We start from the raw sequence: 24,798 nt of genomic DNA on the forward strand, positions 1-24,798 counted from the left end.
ATGAGTATTAAGGGATTTTTTCTTTTTCTTAGACATGACTGTTACCTCAACTAGTTTTTTTCAGCTAGGAGGGAAACCAACCCATAAAGACTCTAGACTGAGGGATTTTATTGGGTCTATAACTGCCTATTTTTTGTAACTTTTACCCCTAGCAAATACCAGCTTTTCAAAGTATTTTCTTATTGTCTTTTTCCTACAACCTGGGGAACTATTAAGAGGGCAAACCGGTGACTGCCTGGTTGACAGGCCATTCATACGTCCGCCCTTCTATCGAAAATAGTCCTGTTGGCTTTGGACAATTTTCACCGGCGAATCACCCTCCTGTTTTCCATATTTGCCCTCTTTGGGATAAAAGTATATTTTTCTTTAAAATCAGTCTAAAAGTCTTTGTCTTTCATTGATCCCCTCCTGTAAGCTAGGATAGTAGATAATTCTTAAAACTAACAATTTTTGTTGCTTTTTGTTAAAATTATTTCTTAACAAAACTTCACATTACTCAGGAAACTGAGGAGGATAAACCCCAGCTTTTAGCTTCCGTGCCTACTACCCCGGGGGCAGTATGAGAAATGCAACATTTTGTTAAGATAAGTAAAATTACTTAAATGGCAAGAAAAACAACAAGAGAAACGGATGGAGGTGTGGAAAAGATGTTTTTTTGTTAGAATTCTGTTAGAAAAAAGAGGCCATTATTATTTTCAGAACTCACAGGATTCGGGATAAAAGCAATACCCCTGCAAGCAAGATAAACACAGAAAAATGAGTCAGGATGTTTTTTTCGGCAAGGGTAGTACTAAATGTCACCACCCTTGAGGATCAAAATGATGCTAGTGCCGCCAATGGCTTGTCCTTGCGTGATGCCGTGTTGATTGCCCAAAGCAATCCGGGAAGGGAATATGTGATCAATTTAGCACCGGGCACATATACCCTTACCATTCAGGGCAATGAGGACTTCCGCTTTCAAGAACAAACCCAGCCCAATTTGGGCCTGTTTGACACCTTTGTGACACGTACCGGAGATATAGATATCACTACTAGAATTACTATGAGGGGGAGCTAGTGCAGACTATCACCAGAAAAATAGGCGAAAGGATTGAGCCAATTCTAAACCCGCCCCCCATAGATGGTTTTTTTGCACCCGGCAGTCAGTACAATTTCATTGGCGCTAGTAGTGTCAGTGGAATTTTCAATGGCAGAAATAACAACATAGTGGGCAGTGTAGGAAAAAGTATTGACCCGAAACTACAACAGGTCTTTGTGAATAGTAACGAGTTAATAGCCTATCAGCCTCTGCCAGACAGCCCAGTCGTCAATGCGGGCAATAGTGCCATTGTAGGACTAAGGCGGTTCTTCGGTGATACACCCGTAGATCAACTGGGTAATCCCCGTATTCGCAACGGGGTGGTAGACATGGGCAGTGTGGAGGCTAACTTTCCCGCCATTAGCAATGCTGCTGGCATCGGAAATTCCTTTTCTAACCCGACAACCACTTCCAACAAGTCGAACTCAACCTCTCCCGCTATACCCAATTTCAGTGAGACTACCGTCCTCACTACAGGGGATATTGCCTCCTCAACCATCTCCAATGCCAACCACAGGCCATTGTTGGATACACCTTTTTATCGTTTTCGTAATAGAGATTTAGGCACTTATCTCTATGTGGGGGAGAGGGAGGCTGCTGGCATTCGTTCCAATTATCCCATTTTTGCGGAAGAGGGATTGGCCTTTAAAGTGGCCACTCAACCGGGTGATGGCCTGATTCGCATCAATCGTTTCCGCAACAGGGATTTACCGGGCACCTATCTTTTCGCCACTGAGGAGGAGAGTGTTTCTATACGTCGCAACTACCCCAATTTTCAAGAGGAGGGTATAGCCTTTTATGTTTACGACGCCAGTGCCGGCAAGGGAGTGGATGTTTATCGTTTCCAAAGTCTCCGTCAACCGGGCACTTATTTATTCGTATTGGAGGCGGAAAAAAACAATATCCTGGCTAATTTTGCCAACGATTTCCGTTTGGAAGGGATAGCCTTTGAGGTGGCCGTTGGTTAACTCTGTAGGGGGTAAACTATCATCCCCTACATTAAGGGTGAGGGGGTGGGGATTCATTGTTATTTTTATATTAAGGGTTTTTGGTCGTTGGACTAACAGTTTTACTTCTGTCTCCAGACTCATGTACTTTTACTGTAGAATATTCTCTAACCCATGTGAGAAGGCTTCACTCGAAAAATAAGGGTGACCTGACTATAGGAGACTACAAGCCATGGGGTTTTTTTCAAGAAAGAATAAGGAAGATAACATAGCTATAGGCTTTCTTGATGGGACAGGTTCTCAGAAAGGGGCTTCCAATCAAAGGTATGCCACTTCACAGAGCTATAGTAAGGCATTGGAAGATATCAGGCGAGCCAATGAGAATAAGAGGGCTATACTAGTGATACTTGCTAATTTCAGGCTTCAGGGGCGTCAGAAGGTTGAAAAGAGGGCTGAGGGACTTGGTATTAGGCTTGTGGAGAATGCCACCAAAAAGTCCTTACCTCAAGAAGTGCATAAGTATGTGTTTAGTAATGTTTGCGATGAGGTTGCTTTTAGTCTTAGCTTTTGTAAAGGGGCTTACATGACTCCGTCTGTCATCTTTCTCCATCCTGAATTATTTTGTGATATAAAAATAGATACAAGACCAGCCTACTGCCCATGATAAAATTAACAAAAGGAAACATTTATTAGCAATTGTTAACAGTATATCAGGCGTATGGTAAAAAAAGTAATCAAGACAGAAGAAGAATGGAGGGCTCTCCTAACACCAGAGCAATTTGAAGTGACACGGAAACACGGTACAGAAAGAGCCTTTACTGGTCAGTACTACAACTTTAAGGGCAAGGGAATATACAAGTGCGTGTGTTGCGGCAACGAACTGTTCTCCTCCGACAATAAGTATGATTCCGGCACTGGCTGGCCCAGTTTCTGGCAACCCATTAGGGAAGATAGCGTATACTACAAAGACGATTATAGCTACTTCATGCACCGTATAGAAGTGTTATGTAGTGTATGTGACGCACACCTGGGGCACGTTTTCAATGATGGCCCCCCACCCACCGGCAAACGTTATTGCATCAACTCCGTGGCTCTGAAATTTGAACCAGCAGCCGAAGAAGCTACTGAGAGCAAATGAGGAAAAAACGGGTTTAATGAGTATATAACTGTTAAGAAATGGTGAAGAAGGCATTTTTTCTTCATCATTTTTTATGGCCTCCGCTAAAATGGTTCAAGTAAGGGAAAATGCGGATAGAATCGGCAGTAACGTCTGTATATGAGCAAAGTACTAGTAGTAGACGATCTCCCCTCGGAGTTGGAATTAATAGCCCAGTATTTAGCCTCTGCCGGCTATGAGGTAACTAAGGCAAGCAATGGCAAAGAAGCATTGGAAAAGGTGATGACAGATAAACCAGATGCCATCGTAGCCGACTGGATGATGCCGGAAATGGGTGGCTTAGACTTGTGTCGTCAACTTAAAAAAAATCCCGAGACTGCGAACATACCTGTAATAGCATGTACCGCAAAGGACAGGGAAGTGGATAAAATGTGGGCAATGAAACAAGGTGTAAAAGCCTATATTGTTAAACCCTGTAGCAAGGAAGAGTTGGTTAACGCTGTCAGACAGGCATTGGGAGGCTAATCCATGGCTATTTCTCCTCAGAATGCCACCCAAGAGAGGTTAAGACAACTACTACCACAACTTTTTACCCCACAACAGTTGGCTGGAAAGCTATACCTCCGTTGTGCTGTAGGGGGAAACAGTGTCCTTGTTGAAATTACTCAGATTGACGAGAGTTTGTTAGTGGAGGCGGAAAAAATCACACCTATCCCCCAAATGCCACCCCATGTCATGGGGTTAATCAACTCCCGGCAACGGGTATTCTTTGTAGTCGACTTGCCCCAATTTTTGGGCTTTGAGCCTCTGCCCCATAATAGTCGACGCTATCACATCCTGGTGGCAGAAAAAACCGCCGGCGGCCACAACCCCCTCTTCCTGGGATTAGCCGTCAACCGCATAGAGGGGGTTACCAGAATCCTCCCAGAGGACTCCTTGTCATCAGAAGAATCGGAAAAGGCGCAACAGACAACAGAAACAACAAAACACCAGCTACTGGCATTATACATTCACTCCTGGCAGAAGTGTCCCCAGGGAAGATTACCCGTGTTGAATGTTGACCAAATCCTAGAAGAGGTGGTCAAGGAGTCTTAAAAGTCCACACCCATTAACATGGAGCAGTAGCAGCAAGATGAGAATCAGAAAACCCAAATCCTTAATACTAGCCACTGTCATCATGGTTAACATCCTGGCGGGGGGTACAACAGTGACAGCCTCCATCGCCAGGAATATAATTGATAAGACTATAGACAAGACGGAAACCCCTACAGAGGCCACTGTTAGGCAAGACACACTAGTAAGCCAAAACCAACCCGCCATTAGCAATGACACGGAAACCCCAACACCTCCCCAACAGGACAGTAGCAGAAGGGCATATAAGATTGGCGTCTTGGCTTTAAGAGGGAAAGAAAATGCATTGCGAAGATGGCAGGCTACCGCAGATTACCTGACTAGAGAAGTGCCTGAAGCCGGCGGGTTTGAAATTGTGGCTTTAGACTTTCGAGAAATTGAAGAAGCCACCAAAAAGGGCACCATAGATTTTGTCCTAACCAACCCGGGAATGTTTGTCGATTTGGAGACGGATTATGATATTTACAGAATTGCCACCATGAAAAACAAGAAACTGGGTAGGGTATTAACAGAATTCGGGGGGGTGATTTTCCGGCGGCGGGATAGAAATGACATCCAAACCCTCAAAGACTTGAAAGGAAAAACCATGATGGCGGTGGATGAGAAATCCCTGGGAGGGTGGCAAGCCCAGTGGCTGGAAATGAAAAAGGCGGGTATTAATCCGTACAGAGACTTGAAAGAATTGACCTTTGCCGGAGAACATGACAAGGTAGTATATGCTGTGAGAGATGGAAAAGTAGACGTGGGAGCGGTAAGAACCGATGTTCTAGAATCAATGCAGGAGGAGGGGAAAATTAAACTAGAAGACTTTGTGGTCATCAATCAGAGAACAGAATTAGCCGACAGATTCCCCTTCCTAGTCAGTACCGACCTTTACCCGGAATGGCCCTTTTCGGCTACGAAAAATACACCCCCCAGGATAGCAGAACTGGTGTCCTCTGCCCTGTTGAAAATGCCAGAAGATGCTAAGGCAGCAAAGGATGCGGGTGTAGGGGGATGGACAGTACCAGGTAACTATCGTAAGATAGATGACTTGTTTTATGAGCTACAAATAGGACGGTATGAACACCTGAGAAAATTAAACTGGGTAGGTTTTGTCCAGAAATATTGGTACTTATTTTCCGGTGGTGCCATCTTGGTAGTAATACTGATTGCAACCTTCATCATATACCAACAACAACAGTCCCGCAAGGCCATCGAAAAACTGGCGGAGGAGAGAAAGCAAGAAAAAGAAAGACTGGAAAAAGAAATATATCAGCTTATAGAAGAAGTACAGGGTGCACTAGAAGGGGACTTAACAGTAAGGGCAAGTCTAACCTCCATGGAAATGAGTACTGTGGCCGACTTGTTTAACGCCATCACTGACAGTTTACGAGATATTGCCCTAGAGGCCAGAGTCTCCAGCAACGAGGTAGTCAGGGCCCTGGGGGACAACGCTGAGTTCATCCAAATGCTCGCATCTCAGGCGTTGGCCGAGTCTAGAAAAACCCGTGAGGCTCTGGAGTCCATTGAGACAATGTCGGAACAAGTAAACCAGGTGGCTCAAACGGCCAATAAAGTCTCCTTCCTAGCAGAAGACGCCTATCAAGAAACCCAAAAAAGCAGTAGTGTTATGGACGATACAGTGGAGGGGATCCTCCGGGTGAGGGGCACTATAGCCGAAACTGCTAAAAAAATGAAGATACTGGGGGAATCCTCCCAGAAAATTTCTCAAGCGGTATCCCTCATCGAAGAAATAGCCCTCAAAACCACCCTCCTGGCCATCAACGCCAGTGTGGAAGCCAGTCGTGCCGGTGAACAAGGACAGGGTTTCACCATTGTAGCAGAACAGGTGGGGGCATTGGCAGAACAATCGGCTGAAGCCACCAAGACAATCGCCCAAATGGTGGCGGAAATACAACAGGAAACCCAAGATGTAGCGGAGGCCATGGAGATGACCACAGCGGAAGTTGTATATACCACCAACCAGGTAGAGTCCGCCAAACAGAGTCTAAACCAGGTGTTGGAACTCTCTCGCAGTATTGACGAGTTGATGAAATACATCTCCGAATCCACCGCCTCCCAAACAGAGACTTCTCGAAAACTCACCCAGCTTATGGAAGAATTGGCCAGGGAATCGGAAGAAAGATTACAACTGTCTCAAAAAGTAGCAGAATCAATCATCTCCACAGCCAATATTGCCAAGCAACTACAAAGCGCAGTGGAAAAATTCAAAGTCGACTAACAGGGGATATAGCCTATGGATGAACAACAACTACGTTTAAATTTCCTGGCAGAAGCAGAAGACTGTCTTAACCAGGCAGAATCGGTATTACTACACCTCAGTCAACTGCAAACCCAGCAAGGGGACATAAAAGAACAACTGGACTTGGCCCTGAGGGCAATTCACTCCATTAAGGGAGGTGCAGGGATGATGGGATTTGCCACCCTCAGTAAAGCCTCCCACCGTTTAGAGGACTTTCTCAAGCTCGTCAGACTACACCACCATTCTACCCCCGTTAGCACCGAGGTGGAAAGTCTATTGCTGGCCTGTATTGACGGACTGCGCCTGATGGTAGAATTGCACTACCAGGGGAAGGAGATAGAAGATATTTGGCTAAAACAGACATTAGAGCCCATTTTCGAGCAATTAAGACAAAACTTGGGTGAAATTACCCCCGAAGACGAACAACGCCTTTTGGCAGAAAAAAATCAAACCTCAGAAGCACTATTGCTCTTTTGCGAGGGAGCAGAACCAGTTGTAGACGAGTTGGAAGCAAAGGTAAACACGCTGCCACCAGAAGAAAAAGTCCCGACCCTACTTTCCGCCTGTGAACAACTGCTGTTTTTAGGGCAAATGGCCCCCCTACAACCCTTTGTAGAATTATGTGAATCTATACAAAATACAGCTCTCCTCACTCCACCCCATCAAATCGACTCCCTCATCCAAGAAGCCATCACTGCCTGGCGACGTTCCCTAGGTTTAGTACTACGCAATAATATAGACAAGATACCAAGGAGCCTAGGGGAAACCACAGAGACAACCCCCTCCACCGTAACCCCCTCCACTACAACAACAGAATCCACAGTAACAGGGGCAAGAGTAACGGAAGAGGAAAACCCCTTAGACAAAGAAACACTAACCCTAACCCTGGAAAATATACCCCTAGCCCTTGAGGGAGAGGAAATTACTATTGAGGAATTACAAAAGCTGCAAAAGGCCCTAGAAATCATTGAACAAACAGAAGAAAAACCCCCCCTTGAAGACTGCCCCATTCCCCAATCCCTATCCCCTACTACCCCATCGCCAAACCCCAAACCCCAACCCCTGGTAAGGGTGCCCCAAGAATACCTCTCCCAACTCACCACCCTCTTGGGCAAAATGATTTTAGAGCGTAACCAGGTTAATTCCTTCCTCCGCCAACTACAGGAGAACACCAAGTTACTACAAAAGAGACTCAGTCATTTAAACCACTGCCATAAACAGTTGAGGACGTGGTACGATCGTGCCAGCACTGAGGTTTATAAGGCCGTTGAAGAAAAAGGGGAAAATGTCAGTAGTTTTGACGCCCTGGAAATGGATCGCTACAGTGACTTACACCTTTTCTTCCAGGAGGGAATGGAAACCCTTGTCCAACTACAGGAGGTGGGCACCGACTTAGATTTAAGTTTAGAACAATTAAAACAGGCCGTACAACAGTTGAATTTCATCATAGGCGCATTACAGAAAAAGGCCACCGCCCTTTCCATGCGGCCCTTTGGCGAATTAGTAAAAGGTTTCCCCCGTCTGATAAGGGATTTGAGTGTCAGGTTTAACAAGAGGGTGGAACTGAAAATCGAGGGAGAAAATACACTCTTAGAGCGCCCCCTGGTAGAAGCCCTACAAACCCCTCTTAATCACCTGGTGCGCAATGCCTTCGCTCATGGCATCGAGGAAGAAGAAGTCCGCACCCTTTCCGGCAAACCCCCCCATGGCACCATATCTCTTAAGGCTTTCAACCGCGGGACAAAAACTATTATCACCGTCAGTGATGACGGCCGGGGTATTTCCTTGGAAAAAATTAAGGATCGCCTCCTGGAAATGGGCATCCCTCTCCAGGATATTGAGCAAATGTCCGAAACTCAACTGTTGCATCAAATATTTCAACCGGGATTCAGTACAGCAGGCCAAGTTACAGAGTTGGCAGGCAGGGGCGTTGGCATGGATGCAGTAAAAGAGGCTATTGAGAAAATCGGCGGCACCCTTACTGTCCAAACCGAGGCAGGTAAGGGGACTACCTTTACCATCACTATACCCTTCAACCTTTCCGTCAGCCGTGTCCTTCTGGTAGAAACTGCGGGCTTCATGTATGCTATCCCTATTACGGCTGTAAGGGAGATACTCCATTTGCCCTCCGCCGATGGACTGTCAGAATTCTTCTGGAAAGACAAAACTCTTCCCCTCGTCCACCCACGGCATATCCTAACCTTCAGTCGTGGCTTGACATTGCCACCAGAATTCGGCCAACCCCCCCTAATTGACAAGACTTGTATCGTGATTGTGGGGGATGACCATCATCTTGTCGGTGTTAGCATAGACAGACTCTGGGGAGAAGAAGAAGTCTCTATCCGTCCCATTGAAAGTGTTATATCTCCCCCTCCCTATGTTATTGGTTCATTCTTATTAGGGGATGGACGTGTTTTGCCTTTGATTGAACCCATGGGGATGTTACAATCTGTTGTCATCTCCACCCCCCTGGACAATTACTCTCCCACCCCCCCCACTATTAATAAGTCCTCCCAAAAAACCGTAATGGTGGTAGACGATTCCGTGGCAGTTCGTCTTCATCTTACCAAACTGTTGGAAGAGGCCGGGTATCGTGTTGAACAAGCGAAAAATGGCCAAGAAGCCGTTGACAAACTCCTTGCAGGCTTGCCAGTCAATGCCGTGATTTGTGATATAGAAATGCCCCGTCTTGATGGTTACGGCGTCTTAGAGGAAGTGAAAGGTAAACGGGAATTTACATCTCTTCCTATCATAATGTTGACCTCCCGCACCAGCGAAAAACACCGCAAACTGGCCCTCAACTTGGGCGCTAGCGCCTATTTTGGCAAACCTTACAACGAACGGGAATTACTCCACACTCTCAACCAACTGGTACAGCATTCATGATTTAGTGGTATCGTTTTCCGTGAGAAATATTTAAAGAAAATTTAAATTCCTTAATAAAAAACCCGAAAAAACCCGGAACCATGGGAAGCAGTGCACAGAAAATAGTGTTTAGGGGATACTATTTAGCGACGGGAGGATGACCCCGGTTTATCTTATCTTCGAAGCGCTCCTGTCCCTTTCTCAGTAAAAATCCTGTGTTCTAGATTTTTTTTATTAACTAAACAGCAAGAAATTAGTAAATTCCCCAGGATTTAATAATAGGATAAAAATATAAAAAACTGCCCTTTATTTGGGTATAAAGTTGCTATTTTGAGAAAAGAGGGGTATAATACTCAAGTAAGATAGAGGTAAAGTAAAAAAAAAGAAAGAACCAATAAACACCAGAAAATTAGGTCCACGCCCGGACTATGACAGTGACTGCTTTTTTGCGGGCCGCGGTGATGGCTGTTAACAAAAGGCAAAAAAATCTTCATCTCCACAAAATTTACACAATCTTTTTTCACAATAGAGGGCATAGGAAGAACAAAAAAACTAATACAACCAACCCACTGGAAAGGAACTAGTATCGGAGGCGCAAGGGAAATGGCTGACAAATTCGACTTCTCCCAGGCTGTACAACAGATAATAGACTCCAAGAAAACTGGCCACTGGCAAATAAGGACAGAGTCAGTAAAATGGGATCTGTATTGGCAGGAGGGCAAAATACTCTACGCCCAACACTCCTTACAATCCCTGGAAACCCTCACCTATCACCTCATGAGAATATCCCCCGCCGCCATGGCTAAACTCCCCACTAATCTAGTGGTGGATAAAAACAATCACTTCCGACTCCTGCCCATTGTAAGAAGAATATACGACAGCAAGATTATTTCCCATACGGAAAAATTGTTTCTAGTGAAAGAAATCAGCCAAGACGCCCTAGAATCACTTATATGTCTGTCTCACTGCGAAAGTGAATGGCTGACCACTAATACTACATATCTGGAAGAATTGAAGACAACAGTGGGGGACAATCTATTTGAGGCTAAATCCCTGTTAAGACTGTGCCAAATCCGCCTACAACAATGGGAAAAACTCTACCCCATAGTATCCCCCCACCAACGCCCCATACTCATCAACCCCAGTCTGTTTATTAACAACCCAACCGTGGAAGGGGTAACACTGTCTCCAGCAGTCTTGGCACAACTGGCTAAACTCATGAAGGGTTTGAGCATCCGCCAGTTGAGCTTCCTGTTAAAACAAGACGAGTTGAAATTTGCCCAACTGTTGTATCCCTACGTCGAACAGGGAATTATCACCATAAACCCCCCCAAAGCCCCACTAGACGAACTTCCCACCCCCCTTTCCCGCCACGAGAAACCTTCCGCCTCTACTTCCACCTCTGTGCCGGTACTTCAATTGGTAGCTACAGAGCCGTTACAAACCAGGGAAAGACAGGAAAAGGCCACATTAACATCCCTGTCCCACAGATCAGAAAAGGTGGAAGAACAGTCAAAACCGGCAGAAGACATTGAAATAGAAGGTAAATATAAAGTTGTGTGTATTGACGACAGCCCCACGGCCCTACAAACCATGAGGAAGTATTTAACAGAAGAAGGCTTTGAGGTGGTAACCGTAGATAATCCCATGAGGTCGGTTTCTTGTCTGTTTCAAACCAAGCCAGACTTGATTTTAATGGATCTGTCCATGCCAGGCATAAACGGCAATAGACTATCTAAAATCCTTAAAAGTAGTTCGGCTTTCAAGGACGTGCCAATAGTGGTGGTAAGTGGAAACGCCTCTGCCCTGACTCCAGTCCAACTAGAAGAGATGGGGGGGAAGGACTTTTTGGCCAAACCTTTCAAAAAAGAAGATTTGTTGAGGGTAGTTAAACGGTGTCTTGCCAAGAGATTTTCTACCCCTATAGCCGCCGTCAAATCCGCCTAGGACTATTCCTCTTTTCATACTACTCCCCCAAAGACGGTCTGTGGAGATTCTCCCGATGGGCAAGATTCCAGTCGGGACGCAGACTTTGAGCCCTCCGCAGATAGGGGTGATATATTTCCGCCTGGGGTTTATCAGTGTTGAAGTATATTAGTACACGAATGCACTTCTCAAGACTTCCCTTGACGTACATCTGTTGTAAGTCCAAGAGGGGTACATTTTCCCAACGAGGATTTTCTCGGGCGATGGTGGCAGGAAAGATGGCATCTAAATCGGGGGTGACAGTGAAAATGGCACTTATAATCTCCTCTGGCTCCAACTGATTGTGGATTTCTATCTCCCGCAACAACTCTGTTACCGCTTGTCTTATAGCCTCTACTGTATTATCTTCTACGGTGGTAGCGCCTCTGATTGCCCTTACCTTAGTCGGTTTATTTCTTTCCTCTTTCTCTTGACTTTTTTCCATAGTTAGTCTAGGGATGATATAGCCACAGGGGTTGACCACTAGTAACCAATTCAAATTCTATCCAATTAAGGGCCTTTGTTACCCCTGTTTTGCCGGTGAAAATCTTCTCCACGAGGGATTTGGGTGGCTCTATGGTATAAGACTCAGTTTTGTCCGGATCAAGCCCCACCAATTCACAGGCCCAACGACGGGCATCCTCCTCACTCCCCAGACGATCTACTAAACCCCATTTTAAGGCCTGTTCCCCACTGAAAATCCTTCCGTCAGCAAAACTTTTTACCGTTTCCAGGGAAAGTTTGCGATTCTCCGCCACCGTTTGGATAAACTGTTGATAACTGCTATCTATCAACTGCTGTAGTATTTCCTCCTCCTCCTTGGTCAGACCCCGGTCGAAAGATAGTATATCCTTATAGGGCCCCGACTTGATCACCTTAAAAGACACGCCGAGTTTGTCCAACAGTTTCTGCAGATTGTTTCCCCTGATAATTACGCCAACACTACCAGTAATAGTACCCGGATTGGAAACTATGTGAGTGGCACCCATGGCAATATAAACCCCCCCAGAGGCAGCAATATTCCCAAAACTAGCAATAATTTTTATCTTCTGTCTCAGCCTCTTCAAAGCAGCATAAATCTCCTGAGAATCCCCCACTGTACCTCCAGGAGAGTCTATCCTCAACAGCAGGGCGGGGTATTGTTTTCTCTCCACCTCCCGTAGGGCCGCCAAAACTCTCTCACGGGTGGCTGAAGCTATTATGCCGTTGATTTCAATTCTGGCAATTTGCCTAAGACTTTTGGGTTTAAAAGGCCAAACCATCAGTTTTTATTTTATTTCCCCTTTGCCACAACACCCAAAAAAGAACCCGAGGTCACCATTGTACCACTAAAAGGGTTTTAATGTTAAGATTCTTCTAGTCCTGGCAGTCAACTTGCATAATTTGGGGAAAACCATCTACAATCGGGTTATAGACTATACACTGAGGATAATCCATGAGTCGCCTTGCACTTTCCCTGGGTTGTGGCGCCCTGGTGATTGCCATCAGCACTGTGTTGCCCCCCGCTACAGCCACCACCATCCGCCCACCAGATGTTTATGCCCAGGGGATGTCCAACCCGGTCACCGCCGAAGACTACTACCAGAGGGGCCTTAGTTTTTTGGAAAAACAAGACTACAATAGGGCCATAGCAGACTTCCAAAAGGCGGCTCAACTGGAACCTAACAGCGTCAAGGCTCATCTCGGACTGGGACTTGTTCATTGGCTGTCAAATAACTACCCCGAAACCATAAAGGAAATGACAAAAGTGATACAGATGGATCCTTCGGTGGTGTTGGCCTATCAGGTGAGGGGGGATGCCTATTTAGAGACAAGAGAATACCAGAAAGCCATTTCCGATTATACCACAGCCCTCAAATCAGAACAGTTGCCCGTGACCTACTTCAATCGAGGGCGTTGTTATTTCTTCTCACAAGACTACAGCAGGGCATTAGCAGATTTTGACAAAGCCCTACAGTTGGAACCCAACGCCATAGACTATTATTATTTCAGGGGGTTGACTCACTACAACCTAGAAAACTACCAGAGGGCCATAGAAGACTTCACCAGGGTTGTAACTGTGGAAGAGTACCCCCCCGCATACTATTTCCGTAGCTATTCCTATTTCTTCTTAGAAGACTACCAGAAAAGCATGACCGACATCAACAAGGCCATTGCCCTGGATAATACAGATCCCGATTATTACATCCTAAGAGCCCTTAACTATTGGGTTGTGGCCAAACATGAAAATGCCCTCACTGACGCCCGAAAAGCATTGGGTATGTATGAAAGGGAGGGGGCAAAGGAAAAAATAGAACTCACCAAGGAGATGATTAACTCCATTCTGTTGGATATGAAATAATATTCTTAACAACTCTTGGCACCCTCTTGGGCATGAATAATCAGTGGGAGTATGAGGAGAAGAATTATTGTGGTGGGGAGTGGGGTAATAGGCAGTGCCATAGCTTACGAGTTAAGTAGCAACCCCCAATTGGAAATAACCCTAATAGACGAGAATGATAACCCTGGCAGTGGCGCTACGGGAGCCGCATTAGGGGTTTTGATGGGGATAATCAGTCTAAAAACCAAGGGGAGGGCCTGGACATTAAGGGAAGCTAGTGTCCGCCGTTATCATCAGTTGATACCCGAATTGGAGGAATTGACGGGCTTATCCATCCCCCACAATAAAGATGGCACTGTCAAACTCCTTCTTGACCAGGAAGAGATAACCAAATACGAAAAACTGGCTCAACTGCGCGCTTCCCAAGGCTACTCGCTACAGTTGTGGGACATAGAAAAACTAAGACAAAACTGTCCAGAATTAGACATTTCTGCCACAGACACCAAGGGGGCAGTTTATTCTCCCTACGACTGGCAGGTAAGTCCAACCCCCCTCACCAAAGCCCTGGTTAAGGGTGCAAGTGTAAAAGGAGTACAATGTATTCTGGGCAAAAGAGTCATTGCCCTCAGGCTAAACAAAAGTGGCGTATGTGAAGGGGTGGAATTAGAGGGGCACTCCCTGTCTGCCGACTATGTGATTTTGGCCACGGGCTTAGGCACCACCCCTCTGGTTAAACCCCTGGGAGTGGACATAAGAATCGAACCAGTGTTGGGACAGGCCCTCTTACTAAAATATGACAAGTGGTCACACCCAGAAGGCTTTAACCCCGTCATAAGCGGCGACGATATTCACATAGCACCTCTCGGGGATGGACAATTCTGGCTGGGTGCCACCGTTGAGTTTCCCTCCGGACAAGAGTCTGAGCCCACCCCCAGTCCCGATTTGTTACAACAGTTATATCAAAGGGCAACCGAATTTTATCCCAACCTTAAACAGGCCACAATAATGTTATCCTGGACTGGCCAAAGACCCCATCCCCAGGGCAAGCCCGCACCGGTAATTGAAAAACTTTCCAGCCATCCCAATGTTATCCTAGCCACGGGCCACTACCGCAACGGCATCCTCCTCGCACCAGCCACTGCCCAAACTGTTAGGCAGATGATTGAAGCCGAAATTTAAAGAATTTTTAACAGGCCCTTGACAAAAATGTGAGTGTTGTGAGGGGGCTCTCCTGATGATTTTTAACAAACAGGGCCTGAAGGCCAAATGAATTGTGGAAAAGGGTGATTTTGGTCAAGTGCTGGTATAAAGGCAGTGCAAAACTGGAGGTTAGACAGTTAGAAGCCCTTCATTCTCATAATTTTTCAAAGTCAAAGTAGTTAATGAAATGCAGCACATGTAAACCGACATATGGTAGTAAGAGACAAAAACCCAACCACATACGGTGAATTTGAATATCTATTGGAAAATTAGACTAAAAAATAATCACTTACAAAAGTATTTACAATTTTACCCCTTCCAACAAGAGAAGACCACAGATATACTATAAGGAGGAAAATGTCTCTAGAAGGGCTAGCCAGATTAAAAGAGAAGTGTGAATAATTGGCCAATTTTCTCAAGACTAATCCGACAGTAATTCAAAATGGGGGAGGGGAGGCAGTGGCTAAATAGGAAAAAGAATGGTTTACTAGTAGACAAAGAAGGAAACTAGAAACAAGCTTGGTTGGGATAGGGGGTATGGAAAAAACTATGACGATATTGCTGCCAATGCCATAATCGCCCACCACAAGAGGGCAGAAGTAGATATAGGGCCAAAGTATTTTTAAATGCGCCAATAGAGGAGAAAATAAGCTATTGGATAGATTTGATAGGTAGGAGAAGATAGCCCCTGGAAATAGTATTATCAGCTATTTGACCCCCCCTTTCTCCAAACCTATTCCCCAACCCCCCTGGACAAAGAATAAATATGCCCCTTGAAAAGAAACACCCCCTGGCCCCCACAGGGCGGGGTTATTGTTTTTTCTTTTAGGGGTCATCCACAATCGGAATGGTGGGACTTGAACCCACGGCCTCTTCGTCCCGAACGAAGCGCGCTACCAAACTGCGCTACATCCCGTTGTGTTGTTCGACCACAAGATATTTTATAACATATTTTAGTTATTTATTGTGGGATTTAACCACAATCTTCTGAGTGGATAAGTTTTCTCATCTTAGCCACTCCCTTTTTCAGACGACGAGAAACTGTTATTACACTCACCCCCAGCATTTCTGCAGTCTCCTTTTGGGTTAAATCCTTGAGAAATACAAACTCTAACACCTTGCGAATGCCGTCTTCTAACTGACCTAGGGCATTTTGCAGACGGATTTTGTCCTCTTCTGCCAGTTGGAAGCTGCGATAGCGGTTGTCAGGGAGGCAATCGGCTAGGGTAAGTTTCTCATCTTCATCGCTGGTGCTAACATCTAAACTAATGGGTTCACGGTTTTGATGGGCCAGTTTCACCTCTTCCCACTCTTGCAGAGAAATCCCTAACTCCCTTGCTATCTCCTCATCCGTTGGCTGACGACGAAGAGTATTTCTCAGTTTTCGCATTGCCTTGTTGGCTTGGTTTTTCAATTCCAAACAGCGCCTGGGAATCCTAATGGCACAACCTTTATCTCGCAAATAGTGTTGTATTTCCCCTCTGATGTAGGGTACTGCAAACGTACTAAAAGCGTACCCCCTTTCTGGGTCAAAACGCTCAATTGCCCTCAGTAAGCCTATACACCCCACCTGGAGTAGGTCCTCATGACTCTCCCGACATTGATTCACCCAACGGCACACTTCCTGACGGACCAACCCCATATTCAATTCTAATATCTTATTTCTTATTTCCAGATTTTTTGTCCGTCTATACTCCCAAAAGAGTTGACTATTCTCTTTTGTGTAGCTGGAGTCAATACTTATGGTTTTCATATTTCCCAAGCCAGGCAATTTTCCTTTTTTCGACTAGTAGTTTTTATAACAACAAAAAATGCAGCCCATCCTACTTTCTGCTAACACAACCATCCTCCCACTATTCTATTTTGTCAATCACTTTTATTGCATCGAGGTATTCACTTACTTTCTGATCCCCATTCATAGCTCCCATGATTATATACACTTACATCTTGGTATTCCCTTAACATCTGTTTACAATAACTCTTAGAGAGAATTAGCTAGGGGTGGCAGGAGGAATATGACAGAAAAAAATCAAATATTTAGAGAGAAACAAAAATTTTTCGACTTGTGGGCAAGAACTTACGATCTTATCCCTACGACTATATTTTATCAGACAATTCACCGTCGTTTATTGAGTTATGTTGTCCTTCCCTCCCCCTGTTTAGTGTTGGATGTGGGATGTGGTACAGGGAAACTACTTAACCTTTTAGCGGCAAGGTATCCACAATTAAAGGGGATTGGTTTAGATTTATCCCCAGAAATGCTAAAACAGGCGCGTAAGGCTAATCGTCATCATCCTAGACTTATTTTTGTGGGCGGCAATGCTGAAAATTTACCCTTTGCCGACAATCAGTTTGATGCGGTGTTTAACACTATCAGCTTTTTACATTATCCAAACCCAGAAGCGGTATTCCAAGAAGTGGCTAGAGTTTTGAAGCCAGGTGGATACTTCTACCTGGCAGATTACATAGCAAAAGAAACACAAAATACAGTTTCTATCTCTCCTGGAAAAATTCGGTTTTATAGTGCCAAGAAGAGAGAAGAAATGGCCACTTCATCAGGGCTTTTAACTGTTTCTCATCCCTATCTTTTCGCCAATGTTGTGCTTTCCATTTTTCACAAAAACCATTGGTTTAAAAATTGAAAATATGGTATATTATTCACAATATTTACTGTCTTTGGCTGACGAGAGCGCCTGGAAATTGCATGACATTTCGTCTGATTAAGGGAACCTTTCACGTAGTCGGATACTCCCCAGATGGAGATTCGGTTCGTTTTAAAGCCAAAAATCCCGAAAACTGGAATTTGTTGGCGGGCATACCAACAGTATTGAATGAAGAAAATCATGCCCAAATCCGTCTTCTAGGCATTGATAGTTTAGAAACTCACTTCCGCAACTTTCAACAACAGTGGGGTTTTACTTCTGCAAACTTTTTATTAGAAAAGCTGGAAATAGAGGGAGTAAAATGGGATGAAGAGAAAAAAACAGTTGTGGCTGCCAAGGACAAAAACCCAGGATTTATACTGGCAAAAAAAACAGATCAACATGGTCGTCCTCTGGCTTTTGTTTTCACTGGCGATATTGATCACCCAGACGGTGCGGAATTCTTACTCCCCGTGGGTTTATTATTCAAATCGGCAAATTATCAAAGTTTGGCCTGGGGACAATCTTATCCTACTTACTATCGGGGAATAGCACCAACTTTGAGGGCCAAAATGACTGGCGCGGTAGTCAAAGCCAGGAATAAAAAAATAGGCATATGGCAATCCGATGTCACCAATCAGGGTTTTAGGGTTTGGGACCTATTTGATGTTAGCAAGAACATCGTAATATTACCAAAACTATTTCGGCGTCTGATAGCCTATCTGGAAACCAGTAGTGAACTTAGTGGTTTTAAAAACTCAATAGTGAAATCAGAAAAAGTGTTGATTCTACCCCACAAGAAAAAGAAACTATTCCGTGACATCATCCTACAACAAGAGGACTTCTTTTGCCTCTCAGAATTACCAGAAAACTTGATCTATCTATAGCCATATGTATTGTGAGTAATAAATCACTTTGTAATTCAATTCGCGACCCGGCGGGGAGCACATGGAGGCGTTGGTGTCCTATTATCAGTTGGTGCTATGTCATAGGCAACATGGGGGATAATTACTAATGAGCATAATGATAACAACTTAGAGCTAACTATCCAATTGAAAGTCAGTCTTGGAGAAAGTCTGTCCTGTGTTATGATTTCTTCCTTTCTAATCTCCGCAGCTGTATCTGGTATCATATCGGAGTACAATAGTATTCTGGGGGAATGGATAAATGATCCTCATGGGGGAGGGCCACAGAAATTCCACACTAAACCGACTCCCCGTGTGGGGGGCATAGGAGTGTTTTTGGGAGTGGCACTGGGCCTTCTCCTATTTGGCTGGCGGCAACGAGAATCTGCCCAACAGGCCATACTATTACTATTGTCGTCCCTTCCCGCCTTTGTTGCAGGTTTAGGGGAAGACATCACAAAACAAGTCCCTGTTAAGGTCAGATTGACCCTGTGTTTGCTTTCTGGTACACTAGCGTTTTTCCTGCTGGAGGGGGGAATCACAAGGACTGGTGTTTCCCTTTTGGATCATATCCTGAATTCTGCACCCCTTTCTCTGGCTTTCACCATGCTGGCTATTGGCGGTTATGCCAACGCCATAAACATCATTGATGGTTTTAATGGCCTAGCCGGTGGTGTTTGTGTCATTATACTCTGTGGACTGGCCTACGTATGCTATAGGGTTGACGACTGGTTTTTGCTGCACAGCTGTATCGTAGTGTTAGTATCTGTTCTGGGCTTTCTGGTGTGGAATTACCCCAGTGGCAGGATTTTTCTGGGCGATGGCGGGGCTTATTTTCTCGGTTTTGCTTTGGGCACCATTTCCGTTTTACTAGTCCACCGACACCCCACAGTATCCCCCTGGTTTCCCGTACTTCTGGCTATCTACCCCGTTTGGGAAACTCTCTTTTCCATCTACAGAAGACAACTGCTAAGAGGAGCTTCCGCTGGTAATGCAGATAGGTTACATCTCCACTCATTGATCTACAAAAGAGTCCTCAAAGCCTCCTGCAAAAAGGGGGATAGATGTGTATTAAATTCTACTACTAGTGTATATTTATGGTTTTTTAGTCTGATAAGCTTTATCCCCGCTGTTATCTTTTGGCAAGAAACACCAGCACTACAAATATTCACCCTATCATGGATTGTTTTTTACATCTGGTTGTATGCCAGTATTGTCAGGTTTAAAACGCCAATCTGGTTTAAATTAAATCTTAAACCCAACTTTCATGGTATAAGAACATAAGGTTCTCACAAGGGGCACTGAATTTTTAACCACAGAGGAAGTTAATGGAGATTTTAGTCACCGGTGGCGCTGGCTATATAGGTAGTCACGTGGTAAAACAATTACTAGAATACAATGACTGTGCTATAACAATAATAGACAACTTGTCCACAGGTTCTTTAAAAACTATTCAAACTCTAGAAACTATTAGGGATGATAGGAACAATCTAAAATTCATCAAAACTGACCTGAGTGATTTTAGCAAAATAGAAGAAATATTCAAAGCCAATTCCTTCCAGGCCATTATTCATTTTGCCGCGAGCATCATAGTGCCAGAAAGTGTTACCAATCCCCTTAAATACTACCTGAACAACACCACAAACACCATAAATCTGATAAATTTGGCAGTGAAATATGGGGTTTCGAAATTTATATTTTCCTCCACAGCGGCAGTTTACGGCAATCCAGAAGAAATCCCCGTAAGGGAAGATACTCCCACCCACCCCATTAACCCCTACGGCATGAGTAAATTGATGAGTGAAAATGTACTCAAAGATGCTGCCAAGGCTTATAGGGGATTTAAGTATGTAATCCTAAGGTATTTTAATGTAGCCGGCGCCGACATCAAAAACAGAATCGGCCAATGTTTTCCTAATGCCACCCACCTGATCAAAGTTGCCGCGGAAACTGCTGTTGGCAAAAGGGATAAATTGTACATCTTCGGTGACGACTATCCTACCTTTGATGGCACTTGTATAAGAGACTATATTCATGTAGATGATTTGAGCTATGCCCATTTAATGGCACTAGAATACCTGAACAACCATGACAGTGATGTGTTTAATTGTGGCTATGGCTACGGTTATTCAGTAAAACAGGTGATAGAAACCATGAAGAGGGTTTCTGGAGTGGATTTCCCAGTAGAAGTAGTCGGCAGAAGAGAGGGAGATGCCGCCTGTCTAGTGGCCAACAGTGACAAAATTAAAACCTTGATGGGGTGGCAGCCCAAGTATAACCAGTTGGAGCTCATCTGTCAAACCGCCCTCAACTGGGAGAAAAAGCTACTGTCTGGTTACTGAGCAGTTACCGATTGCCTCTTACTCCTGATTTACCATCTCCTCCTTTCCCCTCTCCTATCATGCCGACTTTCCATACCGACTACATAACCAGCAGCCCCCAGTACCACGTGACGCCGGTTCCTTTATGTTTTTTAAAACTTCTTAATACAAAAGTAATAAGACTTCTCCCCTCATATTTATTTCACCCACTCCACATCACATGGGTTATCCCCATTTGTCCCCATCAACAGGTACATTTCTCCCTCCCACAGAGTGGGTATTCTAGCAGGGGTCAAATTTTAAGTTTTGTTAAAATATAGATGGATAGTCATCAAGTCGCAAACCACAAAAGTAAGAGACGGTTCGGCAAAAAGTTCATTTTTTGTAATAATTAGATAATGACTTTCAGCCGGTCAATCTAACATCAGGCTGCCCTTTAACAATTCCCTTGTAGCTCAGTTGTACAAAACAGGTAAGAGAACATGACACAAATAGCAGGAAACGCTGATGCACCCGATATGGGGCGTCGTCAGTTTCTCAATCTTATTACCTTTGGCACAGTCACCGGTGTGGCTTTAGGGGCACTGTATCCCTACATTAGCTACTTTGTGCCTGAGTCTGCTAGTGGCACTGGTGGCGGTGTTGCTGCCAAGGATAAACTAGGCAATGACGTGGTGGCTAGTGAATTTTTAGCTAGTCACCAAGCGGGAGAGCGCGTCTTAGTCCAAGGCTTGAAGGGGGATCCTACCTACCTCATCATCACCGAGGATAAACAAATAGCTAATTACGGCTTGAATGCTGTTTGTACACATTTAGGTTGCGTGGTCCCTTGGAATGCGGCAGAAAACAAGTTTATATGTCCCTGCCATGGTTCCCAGTATAATAGCGAAGGCAAGGTGGTTCGTGGCCCAGCCCCCCTGTCTTTGGCCCTAGTCCACGCCGAAGTCCGCAATGACAAGGTATTCCTCAGCCCCTGGGAAGAAACCGACTTCCGTACCGGCGAAGAGCCCTGGTGGGTTTAATCTACCTGTTTGAATTATTTTATAATACTGAAGTTTTTATGAGAAAAGAGAAATACCGTATACCGCAAATAGCAGTTAGATTCCTTTTGGTGACACTGGCGGCAGTAGGGTTACTATTCACCCCCGCGCCACAAGCATACGCCTACCCCTTCTGGGCACAACAAACCGCCCCAGATACCCCAAGGGAAGCCACCGGCCGTATTGTTTGTGCCAACTGCCATTTAGCCGCCAAGCCTGTTGAAATCGAAATCCCCCATGCTGTACTGCCAGATACTGTATTTGAGGCTGTAGTTAAGATACCCTACGACCACTCCCAACAACAAATCTTAGGGGATGGGAGCAAGGGTGGATTAAACGTAGGGGCAGTGTTGATGCTGCCTGATGGTTTTAAAATAGCCCCCCAAGAGCGTATTCCCGAGGAAATGAAGGAAAGGGTTAACGGGGTTTACTTCCAACCCTACAAGGAAGGGAAAGACAACTGGATTATTGTTGGCCCCCTGCCCGGTGACCAATACGAGGAAATTGTTTTCCCCATCCTCTCCCCTGATCCTAAATCCGATCCTAACATTCACTACGGCAAATATGCAGTCCATGTGGGTGGCAATCGCGGCAGAGGCCAAATTTACCCCACCGGCGATTTGAGCAACAACAATGTGTTTCGGGCTACTACGGCCGGTGTTATCACCAAGATTACCAAAACTGAAATGGGTGGCTACAGCGTCACCATCAACAACAACGGTGAAGAAACCACTGTAGATATACCCCCCGGCCCTGAATTGATTGTTTCTGAAGGACAACAAATAGCTGCCGGTGCGCCTCTCACCAATGATCCCAATGTGGGGGGTTTTGGCCAAAAAGACACCGAAATTGTACTACAGAGTCCTGAACGAGTCAAGTGGTTACTGGTATTCATTGCCAGCATTATGATCTCTCAGGTCCTTCTCGTCCTCAAGAAAAAACAAGTTGAGAAGGTTCAAGAGGCCGGTTTGTACTTCTAAATTTCCTTTCTATTCCACCCATTATCTATCACTGGTTTAAGGGGCAATCATGCCCCTTTTTTTTATGACCACAGGATTGATCCCCTGTCAGAAACTAGTTGTTTTTTACTTCTCCTTGTAACTTTCTGATTTATAATAGGATATGTGTGAAAAAAAAACAAACTATGGAAGAAAAAATAAAGATTTTCGTGGTGGAGGATGAGATTATCGCCGCAGAAAGTCTCACCTGTGATCTGCAACAGCTGGGCTATGAAGTAGTAGGAAAGACCACTAATGCGGAAAAAGCCATAGAAAAAATCAAACAGCTGCAACCCGATTTAGTACTTCTGGATGTCAAAATTGGCGGCAGTATGGATGGTATTGAGTTGGCCAAGGAGTTAAATAAAATTTTTCCGATTCCTATTGTATATTTGACCGCCTACGCTGATAATAATACCCTGCAAAGGGCCATGAAAACCTCTCCGTATGGCTACATTGTCAAGCCCTACAAAAAGCAGGATTTGGCCGCCACTATTTCTATTGCCCTCCAAAAATACCAAGAAATTAGGCGCATCAAAACTCAATTAACTGTCCAACAAGAAAGACTCAATTTTTTGTCTAAATACGACGAGGTTACCCAGCTTCCCAACCAACTATCTCTGGTAGAAAATTTCAATGCCATCTTAGAAGTATTCTACCAACAAGTAGAGCAAAACAATCCCGATCAAGACATTTTCCCCCAAATAATTCCCATATTTTATATAACTTTAACCTCCCTCAAACTCCTCAGAGATAACTTGGGCACAGAATTCACCAACTTTGTCCTCAAGGCGGTGGTTAATAGACTTAAATCTATCATCATCCAAGATTCGGTTTTGGTTAGGATAGACGACGATGACTTTGCCATTATTTCCCCTCCCGTCACCACCAAACAGGTGGCCATTGACTTCGCCGAGGATTTTATTAAAAAAATGGCGCCTCCCTTTGTGGTCAACCAGAGGGAAATTTATGTTGACCTCCAGATGGGAATTAGTTTTTACCCTCTCCACGGGGAAAATATTGATGAACTTCTTTACAAAGCCAAAGAGGCTATTAAAGACTTGGCGGAAAGGGGCCAAAACTGCTATCAAGTCCATTCTCCAGTATTTCACAAGCACAATTTTTTACGCCTCAAATTGGAGTCAGATTTGCATCACGCCCTGGAAAAAAATGAACTGGAAATTCACTACCAACCCCTGGTAGAAGTTAAGACTAATAAAATCATAGGGGCAGAAGCATTATTGAGGTGGAATCACCCCAAAGAGAAATACATTTCCCCCGAAATTTTCATTCCCCTAGCAGAAGATATAGGCTTAATTGAATCTATCAACGATTGGCTTTTAAACAACACTTGCCAGCAGTTTCATGCCCTCAGGAGACAATTTTCTCCCCAATTGCGGCTTTTTGTCAATTTGTCAGTGCGACAACTCTACGATGAATCCCTAGAAAACAAAATCCTGAAGGCAATCACCCACAACTGTTTCCCCTCCACAGGATTAGTTTTAGAAATCAGTGAAAAGGCTTTGGTAAAACACACACAACAGGCAGCAAAAAAACTAAAAAGACTAAAATCAATTGGCTTATCTATCGCCATTGACGATTTTGGCACAGGCTATTCTTCCCTTGGTTACCTGGGGAATATTGACTTCGAGCTTCTCAAAATAGATCAGTGTTTTGTAAGGAATATTGACAGAAATCCAAGGAACCAAACTATCACAAAATACCTGATTGAAATGGCACATCAATTGGGTATTATAGTGATTGCAGAGGGAGTAGAAAAAGAACCAGAATTAGCGTTCTTATATAGGAATAACTGTGATTACTACCAGGGTTATTTGTTTAGTAGACCACTTCCCTATGATGAGTTTGAAGAATTTTTAACCCTGCACTTCTAGTCTCCCTAAGGGTTGACAAAAAGGGGCGACGGGGGCTAGAATGGGAGAAATGGGGGGCAATGGGGGGAATTGTCCAGACGCTTGGTGTGGGGATGAGGTAGAAGGGAATAATTAGCAACAAGGCAGGGG

At 44.6% G+C, this 24,798-nt stretch carries 21 protein-coding genes and 1 tRNA gene; 18 read left to right on the top strand and 4 right to left on the bottom strand.

The features are described from left to right. Nucleotides 1–766 precede the first annotated feature (766 nt). The 9 genes from IGQ44_03465 (at nucleotide 767) to IGQ44_03505 (ending at nucleotide 11,330) form a co-directional block, all read left to right on the top strand. Nucleotides 767–1,057 (top strand): hypothetical protein, encoded by a 291-nt coding sequence (locus IGQ44_03465; GenBank protein HIK37032.1) that lies wholly within the window; start codon nucleotides 767–769, stop codon nucleotides 1,055–1,057. Beyond that, the gene (locus tag IGQ44_03470) at nucleotides 1,057–2,046 is read left to right on the top strand and encodes a hypothetical protein (GenBank protein ID HIK37033.1); all 990 of its coding nucleotides are present in this window, start codon (nucleotides 1,057–1,059) and stop codon (nucleotides 2,044–2,046) included. The genes IGQ44_03465 and IGQ44_03470 overlap by 1 nt, the downstream gene beginning before the upstream one ends. 211 nt (nucleotides 2,047–2,257) lie before the next feature. Continuing rightward, nucleotides 2,258–2,689 carry a hypothetical protein gene (locus IGQ44_03475; GenBank protein ID HIK37034.1) on the top strand — a complete coding sequence of 144 codons (432 nt, stop codon included), beginning with the start codon at nucleotides 2,258–2,260 and terminating at the stop codon, nucleotides 2,687–2,689. A gap of 54 nt (nucleotides 2,690–2,743) precedes the next feature. Further along, on the top strand, nucleotides 2,744–3,163 hold the full coding sequence (gene msrB, locus IGQ44_03480; GenBank protein HIK37035.1) for a peptide-methionine (R)-S-oxide reductase MsrB: 420 nt from the start codon (nucleotides 2,744–2,746) through the stop codon (nucleotides 3,161–3,163). Between the two features lie 138 nt (nucleotides 3,164–3,301). Beyond that, complete coding sequence (locus tag IGQ44_03485; GenBank protein HIK37036.1) at nucleotides 3,302–3,667, top strand: response regulator; 366 nt, start codon at nucleotides 3,302–3,304, stop codon at nucleotides 3,665–3,667. A gap of 3 nt (nucleotides 3,668–3,670) precedes the next feature. Next, complete coding sequence (locus IGQ44_03490) at nucleotides 3,671–4,237, top strand: chemotaxis protein CheW (protein ID HIK37037.1); 567 nt, start codon at nucleotides 3,671–3,673, stop codon at nucleotides 4,235–4,237. Between the two features lie 37 nt (nucleotides 4,238–4,274). Further along, entirely contained in the window at nucleotides 4,275–6,497 is a 2,223-nt protein-coding gene (locus tag IGQ44_03495; protein HIK37038.1) for a PhnD/SsuA/transferrin family substrate-binding protein, read from the top strand. 15 nt (nucleotides 6,498–6,512) lie between these two features. Further along, nucleotides 6,513–9,404, top strand: a complete 2,892-nt coding sequence (locus IGQ44_03500) for a response regulator (GenBank protein HIK37039.1) — start codon at nucleotides 6,513–6,515, stop codon at nucleotides 9,402–9,404. A 582-nt stretch (nucleotides 9,405–9,986) separates the two neighbouring features. Then, nucleotides 9,987–11,330, top strand: coding sequence for a response regulator (locus tag IGQ44_03505; GenBank protein HIK37040.1), 1,344 nt, complete (start codon nucleotides 9,987–9,989; stop codon nucleotides 11,328–11,330). Between the two features lie 19 nt (nucleotides 11,331–11,349). Here IGQ44_03505 and aroH read toward each other — a convergent pair whose 3' ends face one another. Both aroH and sppA read right to left on the bottom strand, forming a co-directional pair. Then, complete coding sequence (gene aroH, locus IGQ44_03510; protein ID HIK37041.1) at nucleotides 11,350–11,793, bottom strand: chorismate mutase; 444 nt, start codon at nucleotides 11,791–11,793, stop codon at nucleotides 11,350–11,352. Between the two features lie 7 nt (nucleotides 11,794–11,800). Further along, nucleotides 11,801–12,610 carry a signal peptide peptidase SppA gene (gene sppA / locus IGQ44_03515; GenBank protein ID HIK37042.1) on the bottom strand — a complete coding sequence of 270 codons (810 nt, stop codon included), beginning with the start codon at nucleotides 12,608–12,610 and terminating at the stop codon, nucleotides 11,801–11,803. Between the two features lie 173 nt (nucleotides 12,611–12,783). Here sppA and IGQ44_03520 point away from each other — a divergent pair, with 173 nt between their 5' ends. Together IGQ44_03520 and IGQ44_03525 are read left to right on the top strand one after the other, a co-directional pair. Continuing rightward, nucleotides 12,784–13,689 carry a tetratricopeptide repeat protein gene (locus tag IGQ44_03520; protein HIK37043.1) on the top strand — a complete coding sequence of 302 codons (906 nt, stop codon included), beginning with the start codon at nucleotides 12,784–12,786 and terminating at the stop codon, nucleotides 13,687–13,689. Between the two features lie 51 nt (nucleotides 13,690–13,740). Continuing rightward, nucleotides 13,741–14,847, top strand: coding sequence for an FAD-binding oxidoreductase (locus IGQ44_03525; GenBank protein HIK37044.1), 1,107 nt, complete (start codon nucleotides 13,741–13,743; stop codon nucleotides 14,845–14,847). Nucleotides 14,848–15,710: 863 nt separating this feature from the next. Here IGQ44_03525 and IGQ44_03530 read toward each other — a convergent pair. Together IGQ44_03530 and IGQ44_03535 are read right to left on the bottom strand one after the other, a co-directional pair. After that, nucleotides 15,711–15,784, bottom strand: a tRNA-Pro gene (locus IGQ44_03530). A 57-nt stretch (nucleotides 15,785–15,841) separates the two neighbouring features. Next, entirely contained in the window at nucleotides 15,842–16,621 is a 780-nt protein-coding gene (locus IGQ44_03535) for an RNA polymerase sigma factor SigF (GenBank protein HIK37045.1), read from the bottom strand. Between the two features lie 262 nt (nucleotides 16,622–16,883). On the opposite strand from IGQ44_03535, the gene IGQ44_03540 reads away from it, so the two are divergent. From IGQ44_03540 to IGQ44_03570, 7 genes are all read left to right on the top strand, one after another. Beyond that, nucleotides 16,884–17,510: a class I SAM-dependent methyltransferase gene (locus IGQ44_03540; protein HIK37046.1), complete on the top strand. Its 627-nt coding sequence runs from the start codon at nucleotides 16,884–16,886 to the stop codon at nucleotides 17,508–17,510. 62 nt (nucleotides 17,511–17,572) lie between these two features. Beyond that, complete coding sequence (locus tag IGQ44_03545) at nucleotides 17,573–18,397, top strand: thermonuclease family protein (GenBank protein HIK37047.1); 825 nt, start codon at nucleotides 17,573–17,575, stop codon at nucleotides 18,395–18,397. Between the two features lie 201 nt (nucleotides 18,398–18,598). Continuing rightward, the gene (locus IGQ44_03550) at nucleotides 18,599–19,699 is read left to right on the top strand and encodes a glycosyltransferase family 4 protein (GenBank protein HIK37048.1); all 1,101 of its coding nucleotides are present in this window, start codon (nucleotides 18,599–18,601) and stop codon (nucleotides 19,697–19,699) included. 44 nt (nucleotides 19,700–19,743) lie between these two features. Further along, nucleotides 19,744–20,757, top strand: coding sequence for a UDP-glucose 4-epimerase GalE (galE, locus tag IGQ44_03555; protein HIK37049.1), 1,014 nt, complete (start codon nucleotides 19,744–19,746; stop codon nucleotides 20,755–20,757). A 461-nt stretch (nucleotides 20,758–21,218) separates the two neighbouring features. Next, nucleotides 21,219–21,758 carry a cytochrome b6-f complex iron-sulfur subunit gene (locus IGQ44_03560; GenBank protein ID HIK37050.1) on the top strand — a complete coding sequence of 180 codons (540 nt, stop codon included), beginning with the start codon at nucleotides 21,219–21,221 and terminating at the stop codon, nucleotides 21,756–21,758. 38 nt (nucleotides 21,759–21,796) lie between these two features. After that, entirely contained in the window at nucleotides 21,797–22,756 is a 960-nt protein-coding gene (locus IGQ44_03565; protein HIK37051.1) for an apocytochrome f, read from the top strand. A 164-nt stretch (nucleotides 22,757–22,920) separates the two neighbouring features. Then, nucleotides 22,921–24,669: an EAL domain-containing protein gene (locus IGQ44_03570; GenBank protein ID HIK37052.1), complete on the top strand. Its 1,749-nt coding sequence runs from the start codon at nucleotides 22,921–22,923 to the stop codon at nucleotides 24,667–24,669. The last annotated feature ends 129 nt before the right edge of the window (nucleotides 24,670–24,798 follow it).

The sequence above is a fragment of the Geminocystis sp. M7585_C2015_104 genome (assembly GCA_015295805.1).
Classification (GTDB): domain Bacteria; phylum Cyanobacteriota; class Cyanobacteriia; order Cyanobacteriales; family Cyanobacteriaceae; genus DVEF01.